This is a genomic window from Castellaniella sp., assembly GCF_047971665.1.
Lineage (GTDB): Bacteria > Pseudomonadota > Gammaproteobacteria > Burkholderiales > Burkholderiaceae_B > Castellaniella.
Genome location: NZ_JBKEAA010000026.1, coordinates 17,287 through 35,232 on the forward strand (window position 1 = coordinate 17,287; position 17,946 = coordinate 35,232).

Consider the following 17,946-nt stretch of genomic DNA (forward strand, 5'->3'; position numbering starts at 1 on the left):
GGCATCCGCGCAACGGCCGTCTTGCGGCCCGCACGCGCCGCTGTGTCCAGAACGATCCGTCAGGCTCATGACGCCGCCCCCTTCAGGGGAACCGCACGCCCGGCCAGCCCCAGATAGCAGACATAGGACAGGGCGTACATGAGCGCCGTCGCCAGCATGATGCCCGCCGTCCCCATGGACGGCGCCAGGGCCGTATTCATCCAGGCCTTGACGCAGAAATTCAGCACGGCGATGGCGGCCATCCAGCCGTAGCGGTTCTGGCTGGCCAGCAGTTGCACCAGAATCAGCACGCCGAAATAAAAGGGCAATTGCAGCATGCCCCAGCGCAGGACATGCGCCACCGCGACCGTGTCCTGCGCCGTGAAAGCGCCGCGCTCGAACAGCAGCGACACCAGCCACGGCGCCAGCCACCAGCCGATCAGCACCACGATGGCGCCGATCACCAGCAGCGCGAACGACCATTTCAAGGCCATCGCGCGAGCATGCGCCGCATCGCCGCGGCCTTGAATATCGGCCAGCACGGGCAGCGCCGCGCGGCCGACCGAGGCGGCTCCCAGCCCGATCATCAGCGACAGCAGCCGCGTCGCATAGCCCAGGGTCGCATTGGCGTTGTCGCCCAGTTGAGCGGCCGTGTACTGATCGATGGGGCCGACGAAGCTCATGGCCAGTTGCCCCACCAGCATGATGCCGGCAGCGGCGGCCAGGCTGGACCATTGCGGCGCGCTGCGGCTCAGGCGCGGCGGCGCCTGCACATGATCGGCGCGCTGCGCCAGGAGGTGCTGCCAGACGGCCTGGATCGCGTAGCCCAGCAAGGTCCCCCAGAGCAGTGGCAGGACGCCGGCACCGGCGGGCGCGGCCAGCACACAGACCAGGATCGACAGCGCGGGCACGCTGTCGAGCAAGGTATTGATGTGGCGTTCGTGCGCCCGCAGGCGCGCGGCGCCCAGTCCCGTCCAGATCGTGAAGAGAGCAGCGGGCGCGAAACCCAGGATCAGCAGCAGGCTCATGTCACGCACGGTCGGCGAGAGGCCCTGCCCCGCCACATCCAGCACGAATGGCCAGGCCAGCCCCAACAGGACGGCGACGGCCGCGCCCAGCAGCCAGGCCCAGCCTTGCAGCTCGCCCAGAAACCGGCCATGCAGGGCCGACTCGCCCTGGCGGCTGCGCACCAGCGCCGGGATCAGCACCACCGAGCAGGCGCCGACCAGCGTCACCGGCAGCCAGTTGGCGATCGTCAGCGTGAACTGATAGGCATCCACGGCATCGCTGACGCCGTAGCGGTAAGCCACCGCCATTTCCTTGACCGCGCCCACAGCCTTGCCCATCAACAGGAAAAAAGCAACGCGGGCCGCCCCCAGGGCGATGCGACGATGATCCGCGTGCAGCCCCGCCATCCGGCGCTTGAGCGGCGCGATCACGACAGGCTCCCGGTCACGCCTCAGACCCGCGCATCATGGTCAGCTGAGAAACCGGACATACCAGGGCATGGCGACTTCCAGGCCGCACAGGATGTCGAACTGTGGGTCATAGCCCAGCAGGTTGCGCGCCTTGCCGATGTCGGCCTGGGAATGGCGCACATCGCCCGCCCGGAAATCGGCATGACGGGGCGCGCGCGCATAGGTCACGCCGTTGCGCCCCAGGATGTCGCGCAGGTGCTCGAACAACTGATTGAGCGAAGTCCGTGCATTGAAGGCCACGTTGTAGACCTGATTGACGCCCTCGGGGCCGGCCAGGGACGCCAGCAGGTTGGCCTGAACGACATTGTCGATGTAGCAGAAATCACGGCTGGTCTCACCGTCGCCATTGATCACGACCTCCTGGTCGCGGATCATGGACGACACCCATTTCGGGATCACGGCGGCATAGGCGCCGTCCGGGTCCTGACGCTGGCCGAACACATTGAAATAGCGCAGGCCGACGGCCTTGACGCCATAGGCGCGGGCGAAGACATCGGCGTACAGTTCGTTGACGTACTTGGTGACCGCATACGGCGACAGCGGCTTGCCGATCAGGTCCTCGACCTTGGGCAGGCCCGGATGATCGCCATAGGTCGAACTGGAGGCGGCATAGACAAAGGATTCGACCTGCGCATCACGCGCCGCCACCAGCATGTTGAGCTGCCCCCCCACGTTGACCGCATTGGTGGTCAGCGGGTCGTTCAGCGAACGCGGCACAGAGCCCAGCGCCGCCTGATGCAGCACGTGACGCACGCCCCTGACCGCCTGCGCGCAGGTGTCCAGGTCGCGGATGTCGCCCTCGATGAAACGAAAGCGCGCCCATGCCTCGGCCCCCACACGGGATTCGACCTCATCCAGATTGTGCGGGTAGCCGGTCGAAAAATTATCCAGGCCGACCACGCTCTGCCCCAGACCCAGCAGGGCCTCCAGCAGATTGGAGCCGATGAAACCGGCGCAGCCCGTCACCAGCCAGGTGCGGGGCTGCGCGCGCAATGCGGTCTGAAGGGATTCAAAGCGTGAAGTCATGTCCGGCCTCAGAGACGCAGATCGGACTCGCCCGCGGCGAGTACGTATTTCAGGTCGTACAGCACGTGCTCGGGCTTGCCCAATGCGCGCAGCGCGGCGGCGCCCATGGCGGCGAACTGTTCGTGCGCCACCGCCAGGATGATGCCGTCATACGCGCCCTCGGCAGGTTTGGAAACCGGCGTCAGGCCATATTCGTGCTGTGCCTCGGCGGGATCGACCCAGGGATCGTAGACATCCACTTCGATGCTGTATTCACCCAGTTCGCGCACGATATCCACCACCCGGGTGTTGCGCAGATCGGGGCAGTTTTCCTTGAACGTCAGCCCCATCACCAGCACACGCGAACCCTGCACCTGGATGCGGCGCTTGGTCATGGCCTTGACCAGCTGGGACACCACATAACCCCCCATGGAGTCGTTCAGGCGACGGCCCGCCAGGATGATTTCGGGGTGATAACCGATCGACTGCGCCTTGTGGGTCAGGTAGTACGGATCGACACCGATGCAATGTCCGCCGACCAGCCCGGGCCGGAAGGGCAGGAAATTCCATTTGGTGCCGGCGGCCTGCAACACATCCAGCGTGTCGATGCCCAGGCGATTGAAGATCAGTGCCAGCTCGTTGATCAGGGCGATGTTCACATCGCGCTGGGTATTCTCGATGACCTTGGCCGCCTCGGCGACCTTGATCGAGGGCGCCTTGTGCGTCCCGGCCGTGATGATCTGTCGGTAGAGCGCGTCAACCAAATCGGCGACTTCGGGCGTGGAGCCCGAGGTGACCTTGCGGATGGTGGAGACGCGATGCTGCTTGTCACCCGGGTTGATGCGTTCGGGGCTGTAACCCGCGTAGAAATCGACGTTGAATTTCAGGCCCGAAATGCGCTCGAGCACCGGCACGCAGACCTCTTCGGTCGCCCCGGGATAGACCGTGGATTCATAGATGACGATATCGCCGCGCTTGAGGATGCGGCCGATGGTCTCGCTGGCGCGCTCCAGCGGCGTCAGGTCCGGCTGCTTGTACTCGTCGATGGGCGTAGGAACTGTGACGATGAACACATTGGCGCTCGCCAGCTCGGCAGGATCGGCCGAATAGCGCAGCTTGGCGGCCAGGGCGAGTTCCGGTCCATCGACCTCCAGCGTGTGATCGCGGCCGGCGCGCAGTTCCTCGATGCGGCGCGTATTGATGTCGAAACCCAGCACATCGCGGTGCTTGCCGAATTCGACCGCCAGCGGCAGGCCCACATATCCCAGGCCGACGACGGCCAGACGGACGTCCTGAATGTTCATTTGGTTCTCCACGGCATCGACGCCGATTGATCAGGATGAAATTTTAATCGTGCCGCGCGCTGCGGCCCACCGAGGGCAGCAGCAGCCAGCGCGGCCGCCGCCAGGTCACGAGACGGATGTACAGCCAGATATAGGCCCCGGCGAAGGCGCCCATGCTGAGGCACAAAATCCAGGCGTTGTCCCACCAGAGCGTGGCCGGCACCAGCCCGATCAGGGCCAGCACCCACAGATAGGGCGAAGTCATCGCATTGCACAGCGCCGGCAGCGCATGGCGGCTGTCGCGGCTGAACGTGATGCGCACCAGGCGGCGGAAGACCAGTTGATGCAGATGCAGCGCGTCCGGCTGATCGACCGGCACACCGCGCTTGAATTTGCGCCGCCAGATGGAAAACATCGTCTCGAAGACAGGGTAGAACAGCACGGCCAGCGCATAGAAGGGCGACACGCCGGGATTGCGCACGACCAGTTGCACGGCCAGCTCGGCCAGCATGAAGCCGACGAAATACGCCCCGCCATCACCCAGGAAAACGCGGCCAAAGGGGAAGTTCCAGACCAGGAAACCGAGGGTTGCCGAGGCCAGCGACGTGGCGATGAGGAAAATGGGAATGTCCTGGACCTGCCAAGCGACCAGGGCGAGCGACACCGCCATGAGGGTGGCGATCATGCCCGCCAGACCATTCATGCCATCGATGATGTTCAGCGCGTGTGTGCAGCCACCGACCGCCACCATGGTGAACAGCAGCGAGATGATCGGCCAGGTCGACAACAGGGTGTCGGCCCACGACACGCCCACGCGCGATACGCCGCCGAGCAGCCACCAGGCGATCGCGGCCGAGACGAAAGCCGCCAGCAGGCGTTTGCCGGAACCGATGTCCTTGGTGATGTCCTCGAGCAGACCGGCCACGAACACCGGCAGCGCGGAAACGAACAAGGCCGGCCACAGCCAGGTCAGCGTCATGTTGCTGGGCCCCAGAACCAGCAGGCCGGCCAGACTGCCGGCCACCACCGCCAGCCCGCCGACACGCGGAGCCGCACGGGCGTGCATGGCCTGTGGCTTGTGCATGTCCGTATCGCCCGTCAGGCGAACGTGCCAGCGCTCCGACACCACGATCAGGCCACCGACCATGAAAGCCACGATCCCGATGAGGGGCCAGCTCAGCGTTGCGGACAAGTTGGAGGCGTTCAATTAAACCCCGTTCAGGCAAAACGAGATTATCGACCAATTTTGTAACTCGTGGTGCGGCGCAGCGGATACAAATGCAACAAAAGGGCGGCGCGGTGGACGAGCAAGGCCGCCGCCCTGGACGGCCAACGGCTCACAGCCCGCCCATGCACAGATACTTGACGACCAGATAGTCGTCCAGGCCGTAATGAGACCCCTCGCGCCCCAGACCGGACTGCTTGACCCCGCCAAAGGGCACGGCCTCATTGGAAATCAGTCCGGTGTTGATGCCCACCATGCCATATTCCAGTGCCTCGGCGACCCGCCAGACGCGACCGATGTCACGGCTGTAGAAATAGGCGGCCAGACCATATTCCGTCTCGTTTGCCATGCGGATGACGTCGGCATCGTCGCTGAAACGGAACAGAGGTGCCAGGGGACCAAAGGTTTCCTCCCGGGCGAATTTCATCGTGGGCAGCGCATCGGCCACCACCGTCGGCTCGAAAAAAGTGTGCCCCAATGCGTGAGGCTGCCCCCCGACCAGAATGCGCCCCCCCTGCGCGACGGCATCGGCAATGTGCTCCTTGACCTTGGTCACGGCCGCCTCATCGATCAGCGGTCCCTGCGTGACGCCGTCCTCCATCCCGTTGCCGACCCGCAGCTTGCCGACCGCCTGCACCAGCTTGCGGCTGAAGGCGTCATAGACCGCGTCCTGAACGTAGAATCGGTTGGTGCACACGCAGGTCTGCCCTGCGTTGCGGTATTTGCTGGCGATGGCGCCCTCCACGGCGGCATCCAGGTCGGCATCGTCGAACACGATGAAAGGCGCATTGCCGCCCAGTTCCAGGGAGAGTTTCTTGATCGAGGGGGCGCACTGGCCCATCAGCAAACGCCCGACCTCGGTCGAGCCGGTGAAGGAGACCTTGCGCACGAGCGGGCTCGATGTCATCTCGCCGCCGATGGCCGGGGCATCTCCGGTCAGCACGGAGAACACGCCCGCCGGCACCCCGGCTTCCTCGGCCAGCACGGCCAGTGCCAGCGCGGAGAACGGCGTCTGTTCCGCCGGCTTGACCACCAGCGGGCAGCCCGCCGCCAGTGCGGCGCCGGCCTTGCGGGTGATCATGGAGGAAGGGAAATTCCAGGGGGTGATGGCGGCGCAGACGCCGATGGGCTCTTTGGTGACCACGATCCGGCGATCCTTGGCGAACGAGGGGATCACATCGCCATAGGCCCGCTTGCCTTCTTCGGCGAACCACTCCAGGAACGCGGCGCCGTAGGCGATCTCGCCCCGCGACTCGCTCAAGGGCTTGCCCTGTTCGGCCGTCATGATCAGGGCCAGGTCCTGCGTATGCGCAGTCATCAGATCGAACCAGCGCCGCAGGATGGCGGCGCGCTCCTTGGCGGTCATCGCCCGCCAGGCGGCCCAGGCCGCCTGCGCCCCCTCGATGGCCCGGCGCGTTTCCGCCGCGCCCATGCGGGGGACCGTCCCCAGCAGTTCCCCGGTTGCCGGATTGGTGACGGCGATGGTTTCAGCGGAATCCGCATCGCACCAGCGGCCATTGAGATAGGCCTGCTGACGCAGCAGATCGGGTTTATTCAGTTTCAACATCCTTGCGCCCCGGTTAATCGTTCAATATAATGAACGCTGTTTTATGGAATGAACGCCTTGATCATAACGGGCCGTCGCGTCAGGCGTCAATCCGCTGTGACGCCCTGCCTCCCCTGTCACGCGCTGAACCGACTCGTGACGATTCGGCCCCCGCCGTCCTCCGGGCGACGCCCGTCCGCGACGGGTCGACGCGCCTCCCCTCTCATGGTCTGTTGCATGCAAGCTCAAAAAATCCTCGCACCCGCCGTTGCCCGCGCCTCCTCCGTGCTGGATCTTCTGGCCCGCACCGGCCATCCCGTCACGCTGGCCGAGCTGGCCAGAACTCTGCAACTGCCCAAAAGCAGTCTGCATGGTCTGTGCACCACCCTGGAGCACCTGAATCTGATCACGCGGCTGGACGGCGGCCAGATGACGCTCGGCCCGCATGTCATGATGTGGGCCAATGCCTTTCTGACGCGACTGGACATCACCCAGGAATTCTTTGCCTCCTGGGACGACATGCGCGTCCTGCCGGAAGAAACCATCACCTTGTCGGTGCGCGACGGCACCGAGGTCGTGTATATCGCCTGCCGTAATGGCAAACATCCGCTGGGACTGCGGTTCCACGCCGGCATGCGCCTGCCGGCTGTCTATACCGCCACGGGGCTGGCCATGCTCAGCACCCTGCCGGATGCCAGTGCGCGGCAACTGCTGGACCACCAGCCCGGCGGCTGGCCCGCGCCCCTGACCCGCCACGGTCTGCGCGACACGGCCTCGGCCATCGCAGAACTGCAACAGATCCGGCGGCAGCAGTATTCCACCGACCGCGAAGGGGTACGCGACGGCATGTACTGTTTTGGCGCGCCGGTTTTCGACTCGCATCATCCCGAAGCCGTGGCCGGGGTGGCCGTCAGCATCCGCTCCCTGGAAGCCAATCCCGCACTCGAAGAACGCGCCGGACATGCCATCCGCAAGCTCGCCGACCGCCTGTCCGAACGCCTGGGCGCATGGCGCCCTCAATGAGTGAGGCGGGGAACCCAGCACCCGCGCGGTGACATAAAACCCGCGCGATCTAGGCAGCCACGGCGGTTTTCCGGCGCCGATAAGCAGCGAGCAGAGCCGCGCCGACCCCCAGGACCAGCAGCACCGGCACCCCGGACATCCATTGCACGGGACCGAAAAAATCCATGAACGGCAGCGAAACCATCATCAGCAGCGTAACCAACAGGCCCAGAAGCGCCTGGCCACGCACCAGCGGCTGACATCCTCCGGCCTCATCACCCCGGGGACCGCGCCAGGTCGCCATGAAAATCATCGCCCAGACAGCCAAGGCGCCTGTCGTCGCGATCGCCGTGGCGAGCCGGAAGACATCGAGCAGGTCGTGCGCGGCTGCCATGAATACGACAGCCGAACACAGGAAAGCCGCCAGCGTCGCCACCCGGGGGCTGCCCGCATCGAGACGGCCGAGACGCCTGGGCAGCTCTCCCGCCCTGGCCGCCTCGTAGAGCGTGCGCGCCGCGCTGAAAAGCTGGCTATTGACGACGGAAAGCACCGTGACGGCCACCAGCACACTGAACAACGACCGGGCGTGCGGGACCGACACAAACGTCAGCAGGTACTCCGCCGGCGACAGCCGCAACGACACGTTCCCTGTGTGAATCAGCAGACTGGTGAGGGCAACCGTCACCCAGACCAGCACGGCCAGCCATCGGGACACGGTCACCAGACGCGCGCGCAGCACCGCCGGCTCGGCGGCGGTCTCGCGGGCGGCCAGCGACAAGGACTCGATCCCCACGATACCGAGCGTCGCCAGGATGAACGAGGCCCACAGCGAGCCGGCATCCGCGAGCGGCATGCTCTGAAGCCAGCTTGCGCTCAACCCCGCCAGATCCGCCTCGCCCCCGATGACCCGCACACTCATCACCAGCAGGCCGAGCAACGCGCCGATCTTGATCACGGACAGCGCGGCCTCCACCCGGGCAAACGACCGCGCGCCATGGCCGACCACCAGCGCCAGCAGGCTGAGGCCGCCAAGACCGATCAGCCAGTTCGGCAGTCCCGGCATCCAGGCTCTGAGGACAGACGGCAGAAAGGCGATTTCGGTACCGATGATCGCGGTCACTGTCAGGAAATAGGCCCCGCGCGTGAAACTGCCCGCCCCCCGGCCCAGCCGGCACGCAACCGCCTCACTGAACGAGCTGGGGCGCGGGCCGGCCATGGTGAGCGCGGCCATGCAGCTGACCAGCAGCATCAGCACGATGACGGCGGCCAGGTAGGCCCACACGGCGGCGGGCCCCGAGAACGCGAGCGGAAAGACCGTGCCCGAGACCAGGCCAAAGCTGATCACCGCGCCGAAGCCGACCATGGACAGCTGCCCGAGACTCAAGACGCGCGGCAGACGGGATTCCGGGGCGGATGGGGTGAGAGGGAGCATAGGCACCAGGGACATGGGACAAAACAGGAAAAAGCGCCGATCCGCCTGTCCCGCCGTTTGTGACAGGAGAAACCAGCCACGCAAGAAAGGCAAGGAAAATACCACCAGGAACCGCGAGATTCAATCCAGCCCGCTCCAAATGGTTTTAGTTAATTTTTTTAAAAATGACTGAATGCAAAAATCGATTCCATACTTAAAAATACATTTTGAAACTTTCGTCATTTTCCAAATCGATGAAAAAGACGTTATCCGAAGATCTATTCAAAATATCCGCAGAACCATTATTTTCTGAATGTTACATGATTTTGCATGCGTATATGCAACCCCGCTCCGCGCATTTATCTCCTTGAATCGGCAGACTTCCAACCCGGCCTGCCCACCCTCGGCGCACCCTCGTCTATTGCGCTTTCATCCAATCAAATGCGCATTGGCACAAAAGGATTCAGCCCTACCACAGAGACCTCGAGGTTGCTGAAAAACCACAATCAGCACGCCATAAATCGATGTTTTATAAAGATCCAAATCAATGAATTGATTTGGATTAAACCTCTTGTCATAAAAATTTCCTCATATACCTTACAGGCTGCTACAGTCTGCCTGTCTTTCCACCCCTGGGAAGGACCGCAAGCGTACCCACGCCTGCGGCTGCCGACTCAACGAGTAAATGCAATGAACAAGCCAGGCTTCTGGGGCAATTACGACGAAAAGATCGTATGCAATGAATTGCGCCGACAAGGATTGATGTCCGTCACGGACTGGATTCACGACGCGAATTATTGCGCCAGACGTTTCGATTCCACCACGTATCACGGCTACTGCCTGTGGGCGCTTCCCTGCCTGCGCATGATGCGCAAGCATCCCGCACTGGCACGGTCCCTGTCGGTTCTCGTCCGCTGGATGGCGGCCGACATTCAGTACCAGCATGGCGCCCGACAGCGTCCACACCTGCCCGGCTTTCTGGTCCACCGAATGATCTTCTGGCCCGGAAACAGATTGCTCGGACACTCCGCCCGGAGGCTTGGCGCCTCTGGCAGGCGGATGGCGCGCCTCGTTCAGCACATTCGCTCGATTGCGATTTCGCGGGTTGGCACCTCAATCCACACTTATTTTTTACAAGGTAATTACAAATGAATAAAGTTCTCGGTAGTGCGCTGATGGCCGTGGGCCTGGTGATGTCCGCTGGCTCCGCCTCGGCCGCCGACTCTGGCACGATCACGTTCCAGGGCTCTATCACTGAATCCGCGTGCTCGATCTCCGGCGCCAACACAAGCATGACGGTCCCGATGGGCAGCATCACCAAAAACGAATTCTCGGCTGTCGGGGATCGGAACTCCGTCGGTTCCGATTTCTCGATCTCGCTGCTCGAGTGCGACATCTCCGTCGCCTCCAAGGCCAACATTGCATTCAAGGCGGGCGCGGGCACCGTGGTCAGCAACCGCATGCTGAGCCTGGAGAACCTCGCCGGCGCCTCGGGCGTGGCCATTGCGCTGGTCGACAGCGCGAACAACAACATCGCGGTGGGCGGCACGGGGGTGACCTACAACCTGCAACCCGGCACCAACCAGTTCAACTTCAAGGCGTACTACGAAGCCATCCTCGACACCGTCACGGCCGGTCCGGCCAACGGCAAGGCGATCTTCGAAGTCACCTATCCGTAATTTTCTCCCGGGAAGGCCGACACGGCTTCCCTCCGGGCCAGGCGCAGGATTGCCTGGCCCGCCCATGCTTCCGGCATCTCCGCAAGGGCCTCTCATGGCCCCTGCCCTATCCGCACGTACGAACGAATCATGAGACCTCTCATCCGACTTCTGCTGCCCGTCGCCCTGGCCGGCGCACTGACCTGCTCGATTTCTCAGGCTGCCGTCCAGCTGTCCTCGACGCGCGTCATCATGAACGAAAAGGATCGCAACGTCTCCGTCTTTGCCAGGAATATCGAGTCTCAGCCGATCGTGGTCCAGGCCTGGATCGAGGGACCGGCCGGAGAGATGAAGACGCCGTTCTTCATCACGCCGCCACTGAGCCGGTTCGACGGCGGCGTGGAGCGCAGCCTGAACATCAGCCGGGTCGACACCGATTTCCCGCCGGATCGCGAGTCTTATTACTGGGTCAACATCCTCGAAATCCCGCAAAAGGCGGAAACAACGGCCAACAGCCTCGCCCTGGCCATGCGCACCCGCATCAAGCTGTTCTATCGCCCCACTGCGATCAAGGACGCTGCACGAGGCGGCGACCAGCTGACATGGCAACTGACGCACAGCCTGGCGGGCTGTGAGATCCACATCGCCAATGCCTCCCCCTACACTGTCAATTTTGCCTGGATCGAAACACCCGGCGGGTCCAAGTCGTTCGCCAATGGCGTGATCGCCATGCCGCTGGAAAGCACCCGGGTGCCCCTGGCCAGATGTCCCGCGGGCGGTTCCCTGGAAGCACAACCACACGTGGTCAACGACTATGGCGCCACGGAATCATGGCCGGCCATTCTGCTGAAGGAAGGCCAGGCTGTGACCGGGACGGTCCAATGAGCCTTGCTGCCGGCATCCGCTCGCAGGAACTGCTTGGCCACCTGTCGCGCCTGTCGGTCGCGGCCGTGCTGGTCTCGTCCGCCGAAGCGCAAACCCTGGCCTCGTTCGACAGCGGTTTCCTGCACCAGGTGGACGGCCAGGAACGCGTGGATCTGGCGGTTTTCGCGATGTCCGACCGTGTGCTTCCCGGCATGAAATCCGTGCAGATCCAGCTCAACCGCAGCCCCATCGGCATGCATGACCTGTCGTTCGTCGCCGCCCTCGGCAAGCCCGACGCGCAGCCCTGCATCACGCGTGCGCTGCTGGAAGACCTGGGCGTGAACATCCAGGCTTTTCCCAAACTGATGGCGCTGGAGGCGGGCGACTGCACCCAGGCCCTGGCTCAGATTCCCATGAGCCGCGTCACCTATGACCAGGACCGCAACATCGTCCACCTCTCCATCCCGCAGGCGGCCATGACCCGCCGGGCGCGCGGGTTTGTGTCCCAAGACCGCTGGAACGCGGGGGAAGCCGGGTTCTGGTCCTCATACCGCATTTCTTACAACCACACGCGTCACTCGGACGGGCTCGGTCCGGAGCGCAACACCACGACGTTCATCAGTTTACGCAATGGCCTGAATATCGGCTCATGGCGGCTGCGCGGCAACGCGAGCTACTACGACAGCGGCAACGAATCCACCTGGGACTGGTCCGAACTCTACGCCGAACGCAGCATCGACCCATGGCGCGCGCAATTGCGGCTGGGGGACTCGGTCACGCCCGGCAATATCTTCGATGCCTCGCGCATCCGGGGCATCCAGCTGCAATCCGACATGGGCATGTTGCCCGACAGCCAGCGAGGCTACGCCCCGATCGTGCGCGGCATCGCCTCCGACAACGCCAAGGTGACCGTACGCCAGGCGGGACGAGTCCTCTACACCGCCTACGTGCCGGCGGGCCCCTTCGAATTCGACGATCTCTATTCCACCCCTGGCGGCGGCGACCTCGAAGTCGTCGTCGAGGAACTGAACGGCCGCAAGACCCGCTTTTTCCAGCCCTACTCCGCGCTGCCGACGATGATGCGCGAAGGCATCTGGAAATACAACATCTCCTTTGGCGAATACCGGCGCAACGACTATTCGGAATCTCCCTGGATGGGACAAGCGACCTTCGCCTACGGGCTGCCATGGGGCCTGACCGCTTATGGCGGGCTGAGCATCGCCCAGAATTCATATCAGGCCGGCGCCATCGGGCTGGCTTTCAATATGAAAAGCCTGGGAGCCATCTCGCTGGATGTGACCGCCTCGAGGTCGAAAGACAGAGAGGGCATTTCCCATCGAGGGGCGGCTGCGCGGGTGCAGTATGCCAAGTCCTTCCTCAGCAGCGGCACGGATTTCACGCTGGCCGGCTATCGCTACAACTCCGAAGGCTACCGCAGCCTAGACGACTCGCTGCGTGAGCGCAATCATGAAATCCTCATCATGCCGGAGTTCTCGCGCAAGCACGAATACCAGCTGTCGATGTCCCAACGCCTGGGCGACCTTGGCTCGCTGTCGCTCAATTATTACGGCATCTCGTATCGGAATGCCCCGCAGAACGCCACCTATGCCCGGGTTTCCTTTTCCAGCTCGATCGGACGCATCGGTTACTCATTGAACTACAGTCTGGACCGCAGCCCCTGGGGGGCGCGCGACCATGCCGTGATGCTGACCTTCAGCATCCCCCTGGGCGGCACGCACAGCGCCAGCTACAGCGTCAACCGCACCAACAGTCAGGGCACCAGCCAGGACGTCAGCCTGAGCGGCGCATTGACCGACGACTACGCGGTCACCTATGCCTTGCAGGCAGGCGTCACGACCGGCAGCGAACAGAACAACGGCAGCCATGGGTTCGGCTCGATCGGGTATTCATCGCCCATCGGCGTTGCCAACCTGAGCCATGCCTATGCCAAGAATTCATCGAGCACCAGTCTGGATTTCAGCGGCGCGCTTTTCGTGGATGACGAAGGGGTGCTGTTGGGGCAATCCATTGGGGAGACGGCCATCGTCGTGGAGGCGCCGGGTGCCAAGAACGTCGAAGTCGAGAACTACCCAGGTGTGCGCACCAATGGCCAGGGACGCGCCTTGATCCCTTATGCCCAGCCCTATCGTGAGAACCGGGTATCCTTGCGCGCCGATCCCGATCGGCAGGACGCCACGCTGGAAAACAACGTGCAGACTGTCGTCCCCACCCGCGGCGCCATCGTGGTGGCCACATTCGAGACGCAACTGGGCTACTCGCGACTGGTGGTGTTGCGCGGTGCCGATCGCGCCGAACTGCCCTTTGGCGCCGCCGTATTCGACACCGAAGACGAGCAGCGAGGCATCGTCGGTCCCGTCGGACGGGTCTGGCTCACCGGGCTCAAGGGCGAGGAGCGCTTTACCGTGAAATGGGGCGAGGGCCGCCAGTGCAGCTTCACCATCGACACCATCGTCGGTGAAAACACTGCCCTCGCGGCAGGCAAGGAACTGACATGCAGATAAAGAAACACAGCGGCGCGCGCCACTGGATCGGCATGGCCGCGGCCGGCCTGGGCATCACGTTCGGCCTGGCCCTGACCGGCGCCGGCGTGGTTCAGGCCGGTCCGCTGGACACGCGCGCCACGACATGTCAGGTCAACCCGGGGGGAAACGGTCCGACGACCGGCACCTCCTACTCGCGTTACGATCCCTCAAAATATCAGATCAAGATTCCGATCAACAGCGCCTTCATCATTCCATCACAACCCGCTGCCGGCGAAATCCTCTTGTCCGGCGAGGTGTCCCTGCCGACCCTCGAAGGCGGGCAGGTAGGCGCTGGAGCGCCGCTGATTGCCTGTCCCTCGGGCGTGATCGAGCTCTTTCGGGGCAATGGGAACACGGTCCAGGGCATGAACGATGTCTACCCGACCCAGGTTTCCGGAATCGGCTACCGGGTCTTCTATTACATCAGCAGCGACGGTCAGGTCACTGCGCCGGCTCAATTCACCAATACGTATTCCTCGGGCGTGATGTCCTATCCGATGAACAATTCGTCCAACCCGTACGGCAGCAACATGCGTACCCGGATCGAGCTCGTCGCGACAGGAGAAACGATCCAGCCCGGCACCATTTCCGCTGGCCAGGTATTCGGTCAAAGCGCGGTCGTCGGTGGCGGAAGCGGCGCCAACACCACGTACTACAGGGTCAGTCTGCGCAACGACATCACCGTGTCGCAACCGACCTGCGGCATCACCAATCCCAACGCACTGACCGTGACGCTGCCAGACGTCTCGACCCGGCAACTGGCGGCAACCAACGTCGGGCGCATGATCTCGACCACCCTGCTGGTCGGCTGCAATGCCGTGCGCAACGAGGCCCCGTCCATCACGCTGACGACGACAAACCTGGCAACACAGACACCCGGCACACTGAACAACCAGATCACGGACAATACGGCCGCCAAGGGCGTGGGCGTCCAGGTGCTGTACGAGATGCCATCCGGTGAAACCGTGCCTTTCGAACATGCCGTTGCCACCAGCGACGTGGGCATTCCCATGGGGGCCTTGCCGACCGATCAGTGGTCCTTCCGGCTGGGCGCCCAATTCATCCGGCTGGGCGCGCCTTCAGAACTGAAAGCAGGCAAGGTCCGCGCCACCGCCACGGTCACGTTCACCTATCACTGAATCCGTCTGCCGCCCCATTCACCCGCCGCCGCTTCCACTCTATAGAGAGCAGCCGCCCTCACTGGTATGCTGCTTCTTTGACCCCTGGCCTTGAACCGACGCTTCCGATGACGAATCCCGCCTCCAAGATGCCTTCCCTGCCCGACCCGTCCGTCTTGCGAACCGAGCTGGCCGAGATCATTGCCAGTGTGTGCCGCTGCGATCCGGAGCCCCTGCTCCAGGACGAACCGTTCACGGCCGTCGCCAGCGAATTCGACTCCCTCGCCGTGCTCGAGACTCTGCTGGAAATCGAATCCCGCTACCACATCGAAACCGACGACATGGTACCCGTGGATCCGGAAGTCGGCGCGCAGGAAATCCTGGGCATCTTCCCGCAGAATCTCTCTGAACTGGTGAGCTATACCCAAGTCGTGGCAAGCCGTGTGCAGCAGCGCGAGGCTGCGTTGGCCGGTCTGGATCCCGTCGAGGCTCAGCAGGCGCGCCAGAAGCAGCGGCAGGCATAAACGGCGGGCACCACGCCACCGTCCCGGGATACACTACAGGATCATCATCATGAAGCACAGAAGAGTCGTCGTGACAGGCCTGGGCCTGACGACCCCGGTGGGGCTTTCGACCCAGGCCGCATTCGACGCACTGATGGCGGGCCAATGCGGGATCAAGGATCACCCCAGACTGGCGCTGGGCCGGCGCGTGGGCCATATCGACGCGGACCTGACCTTCGGCGAGCATCCCATGCAGGTACGGCAGATGGACCGGACGACGCTGCTGGCCAGACACGCCGCCACCCAGGCCCTTGGCCAGGCGGACCTGACGGCCGGGCAGCAAACCCGTACCGGCGTGTTCTACGGCACAGGCATCGGCGGCGTCTCGACCTTCACCGAAGCCATCGAGGCCTTTCATCACCTGACCCCCAAACGCCCCATTCTGGCGGTCCCCGCCACCATGCCCAATGCGGCCGCGGCCTTGATCGCCCAGACGTTGAAATCCATGGCCGAGGCGCAAACCTACGCAACGGCCTGCTCGGCCGGCGCGGTCGCCATCGGCGAGGCGTTCCGCCGCCTCCGTGACGGCTATCTGGACGTGGCCATCGCCGGTGGCGCAGAGTCCATCTTGATCCCCAGCATCATCGCCGCCTGGGAACAATTGCGCGTCCTGAGCCCCGATCCGGCTGATCCGGACACGGGGAATTGCCGACCGTTCAGCCGTCGCAGGGCCGGTTTCGCGCTTTCCGAAGGCGCCGCCATGATGGTGCTCGAAACCCTCAGCCATGCCCTGGCGCGCGGCGCTACGCCGATTGCCGAAATCTGCGGCTACGGCGTCAGCAACGACGGCACCCATCCCTTGAGACCGGACCATATCGGCCAGGCCCTGGCCATGCAGCGCTGCCTGGATGACGCCGGCCTGGTCCCCGCCCAGGTCGGCTATATCAATGCGCACGCGACCGGCACCCATGTCGGCGACCGCATCGAGACCCTGGCCATCAAGCAGGTGTTCGGCGCTCACGCCCGCAGTCTGCCCGTGAGCAGCATCAAGGGCGCGGTCGGCCACATGATCGGTGCGGCGGGGGCCGTCGAGGCTGCAGTGACCGCGCTGAGCGTGCAGCAGGGCCTCATCGCACCCACCCTGTTCCATGAAGCGGGCGATCCGGATTGCGATCTGGATTATGTGCCGGGCCAGGCCCGTCGCGTGCCGACGCTGTCGGTGGCGATCAGCAATTCCTTTGGCATGGGCGGCAACAATGCTGTGCTGGCCTTTCGCAAGTTCGTCTGACCACGTCACACACTCAAATGGCCGGACGCGGGAAAAAAAAAGCCCAAGATCCGAAGATCCTGGGCTAAATCCACCAAAGGAGGAGGGTGGAGGAGACAACCTGGGCATGTCGGGCTGCGAGAAACCAGGGTTTCGAGCCATCACGATCTAGGGTTTTCCCTCTGCAATCGTGTTTCGACATCCGATAAGTAAATTATATAGAAAAGACTTGCTGCAATGCAAGATAAATTTATTGTCAATAGACAATACCCATTGTTTCGTTGTTTTTGAGCATCAATCCAGGGTAACCCCCTATCCGTGATCGCTCAGATCCGGTAGGCCGTGGTGGTCATGACCCTGGACATGAAGCGCATGGCGCCCCGCACCGGAGCCGGCAAGGGCGCAGCGCCATGATCCTCGGCCGTCGTCCTGTGTCCGATCTCGTCGTCGCGCATCTGCGTCACGATCTTCCGCGAACGGCTGTCCTGCTCCGGCAGGGTATTCAAGTGCCCCTCCAGGTGCTCCTCGACCTGGCGCTCGGTCTCGGCCATGAAGCCCAGGTTGTAGGGAATCCCGGCGCGGCTGGCCACCAGGCCGAGGCCAAAGGAGCCGGCATACCACAGGGGATTGAGCAGACTCGGGTGGCTGTGCAACTCATCCAGCCGCTGCCGGCACCAGGCCAGATGATCGACTTCTTCCTCGGCGGCCTGCAACAGGACACGGCGGATCCCCTCGTCCCGGCACAGCAGCGCCTGGCCCCGGTACAGCGCCTGGGCGCAGATTTCACCCACATGGTTGACCCGCATCAGGCCGGCGGCATGCCGGGCCGCCGTATCGGACAGCACCGGATCATCAGCCGCGGCCGGCCCCGCCGGGTTCGCCCGCTCGTGGGACACCGTGCCGTCCAGCACCCGCAGCGCGCGACCCGCCTCGGTCAGGAGCGCATCCAGGCGGCCGGCGCGGCGACGCCAGGCGGGCGCCGCGGCGCGCCCGCCCTGCCTGCTGCCTGCCGGGCCCGTGCCGCTCACCGCATACACCGCCGCCTGTTCCATGAGAAGCTCCTT

15 protein-coding genes are annotated in these 17,946 nt (G+C 63.8%); 8 read left to right on the forward strand and 7 right to left on the reverse strand.

Annotated features, from left to right (window positions below; translation table 11 throughout):
* Positions 1–65: 65 nt before the first annotated feature.
* The 5 genes from murJ to gabD form a co-directional block, all read right to left on the reverse strand.
* A complete protein-coding gene (murJ, locus tag ACK5JE_RS10320; RefSeq protein WP_416801666.1) occupies positions 66–1,415 on the reverse strand; it encodes a murein biosynthesis integral membrane protein MurJ in 1,350 nt (449 codons plus the stop codon).
* A 42-nt stretch (positions 1,416–1,457) separates the two neighbouring features.
* Entirely contained in the window at positions 1,458–2,483 is a 1,026-nt protein-coding gene (locus ACK5JE_RS10325; RefSeq protein WP_416801620.1) for an SDR family oxidoreductase, read from the reverse strand.
* Between the two features lie 8 nt (positions 2,484–2,491).
* Positions 2,492–3,766: a Vi polysaccharide biosynthesis UDP-N-acetylglucosamine C-6 dehydrogenase TviB gene (gene tviB / locus ACK5JE_RS10330; RefSeq protein ID WP_416801621.1), complete on the reverse strand. Its 1,275-nt coding sequence runs from the start codon at positions 3,764–3,766 to the stop codon at positions 2,492–2,494.
* A gap of 43 nt (positions 3,767–3,809) precedes the next feature.
* Positions 3,810–4,892, reverse strand: a complete 1,083-nt coding sequence (locus ACK5JE_RS10335) for an MraY family glycosyltransferase (protein WP_416801667.1) — start codon at positions 4,890–4,892, stop codon at positions 3,810–3,812.
* A 190-nt stretch (positions 4,893–5,082) separates the two neighbouring features.
* Positions 5,083–6,537, reverse strand: a complete 1,455-nt coding sequence (gabD, locus tag ACK5JE_RS10340; protein ID WP_416801622.1) for an NADP-dependent succinate-semialdehyde dehydrogenase — start codon at positions 6,535–6,537, stop codon at positions 5,083–5,085.
* 216 nt (positions 6,538–6,753) lie between these two features.
* Between gabD and ACK5JE_RS10345 the strand changes: the two genes are divergently transcribed.
* Positions 6,754–7,539, forward strand: coding sequence for an IclR family transcriptional regulator (locus ACK5JE_RS10345; RefSeq protein WP_416801623.1), 786 nt, complete (start codon positions 6,754–6,756; stop codon positions 7,537–7,539).
* Between the two features lie 49 nt (positions 7,540–7,588).
* On the opposite strand, the gene ACK5JE_RS10350 is transcribed toward ACK5JE_RS10345, so the two are convergent.
* Positions 7,589–8,950, reverse strand: a complete 1,362-nt coding sequence (locus ACK5JE_RS10350) for an amino acid permease (RefSeq protein ID WP_416801624.1) — start codon at positions 8,948–8,950, stop codon at positions 7,589–7,591.
* Positions 8,951–9,259: 309 nt separating this feature from the next.
* On the opposite strand from ACK5JE_RS10350, the gene ACK5JE_RS10355 reads away from it, so the two are divergent.
* The 7 genes from ACK5JE_RS10355 to ACK5JE_RS10385 all read left to right on the forward strand — a co-directional run bounded on the left by ACK5JE_RS10355 (position 9,260) and on the right by ACK5JE_RS10385 (position 16,903).
* Positions 9,260–10,081 carry a hypothetical protein gene (locus tag ACK5JE_RS10355; protein WP_416801625.1) on the forward strand — a complete coding sequence of 274 codons (822 nt, stop codon included), beginning with the start codon at positions 9,260–9,262 and terminating at the stop codon, positions 10,079–10,081.
* The gene (locus ACK5JE_RS10360; protein ID WP_416801626.1) at positions 10,078–10,608 is read left to right on the forward strand and encodes a fimbrial protein; all 531 of its coding nucleotides are present in this window, start codon (positions 10,078–10,080) and stop codon (positions 10,606–10,608) included. Before ACK5JE_RS10355 ends, ACK5JE_RS10360 begins: the two co-directional genes overlap by 4 nt.
* 129 nt (positions 10,609–10,737) lie before the next feature.
* Positions 10,738–11,472 (forward strand): molecular chaperone, encoded by a 735-nt coding sequence (locus ACK5JE_RS10365; protein WP_416801627.1) that lies wholly within the window; start codon positions 10,738–10,740, stop codon positions 11,470–11,472.
* Positions 11,469–13,973, forward strand: coding sequence for a fimbria/pilus outer membrane usher protein (locus tag ACK5JE_RS10370; RefSeq protein ID WP_416801628.1), 2,505 nt, complete (start codon positions 11,469–11,471; stop codon positions 13,971–13,973). The genes ACK5JE_RS10365 and ACK5JE_RS10370 overlap by 4 nt, the downstream gene beginning before the upstream one ends.
* Entirely contained in the window at positions 13,964–15,133 is a 1,170-nt protein-coding gene (locus tag ACK5JE_RS10375) for a fimbrial protein (protein WP_416801629.1), read from the forward strand. The genes ACK5JE_RS10370 and ACK5JE_RS10375 overlap by 10 nt, the downstream gene beginning before the upstream one ends.
* A gap of 107 nt (positions 15,134–15,240) precedes the next feature.
* Positions 15,241–15,636: a phosphopantetheine-binding protein gene (locus ACK5JE_RS10380; RefSeq protein ID WP_416801630.1), complete on the forward strand. Its 396-nt coding sequence runs from the start codon at positions 15,241–15,243 to the stop codon at positions 15,634–15,636.
* Between the two features lie 49 nt (positions 15,637–15,685).
* Positions 15,686–16,903, forward strand: coding sequence for a beta-ketoacyl-[acyl-carrier-protein] synthase family protein (locus ACK5JE_RS10385; protein ID WP_416801631.1), 1,218 nt, complete (start codon positions 15,686–15,688; stop codon positions 16,901–16,903).
* A 305-nt stretch (positions 16,904–17,208) separates the two neighbouring features.
* On the opposite strand, the gene coq7 is transcribed toward ACK5JE_RS10385, so the two are convergent.
* The gene (coq7, locus tag ACK5JE_RS10390; RefSeq protein WP_416801632.1) at positions 17,209–17,934 is read right to left on the reverse strand and encodes a 2-polyprenyl-3-methyl-6-methoxy-1,4-benzoquinone monooxygenase; all 726 of its coding nucleotides are present in this window, start codon (positions 17,932–17,934) and stop codon (positions 17,209–17,211) included.
* Between the last annotated feature and the right edge of the window lie 12 nt (positions 17,935–17,946).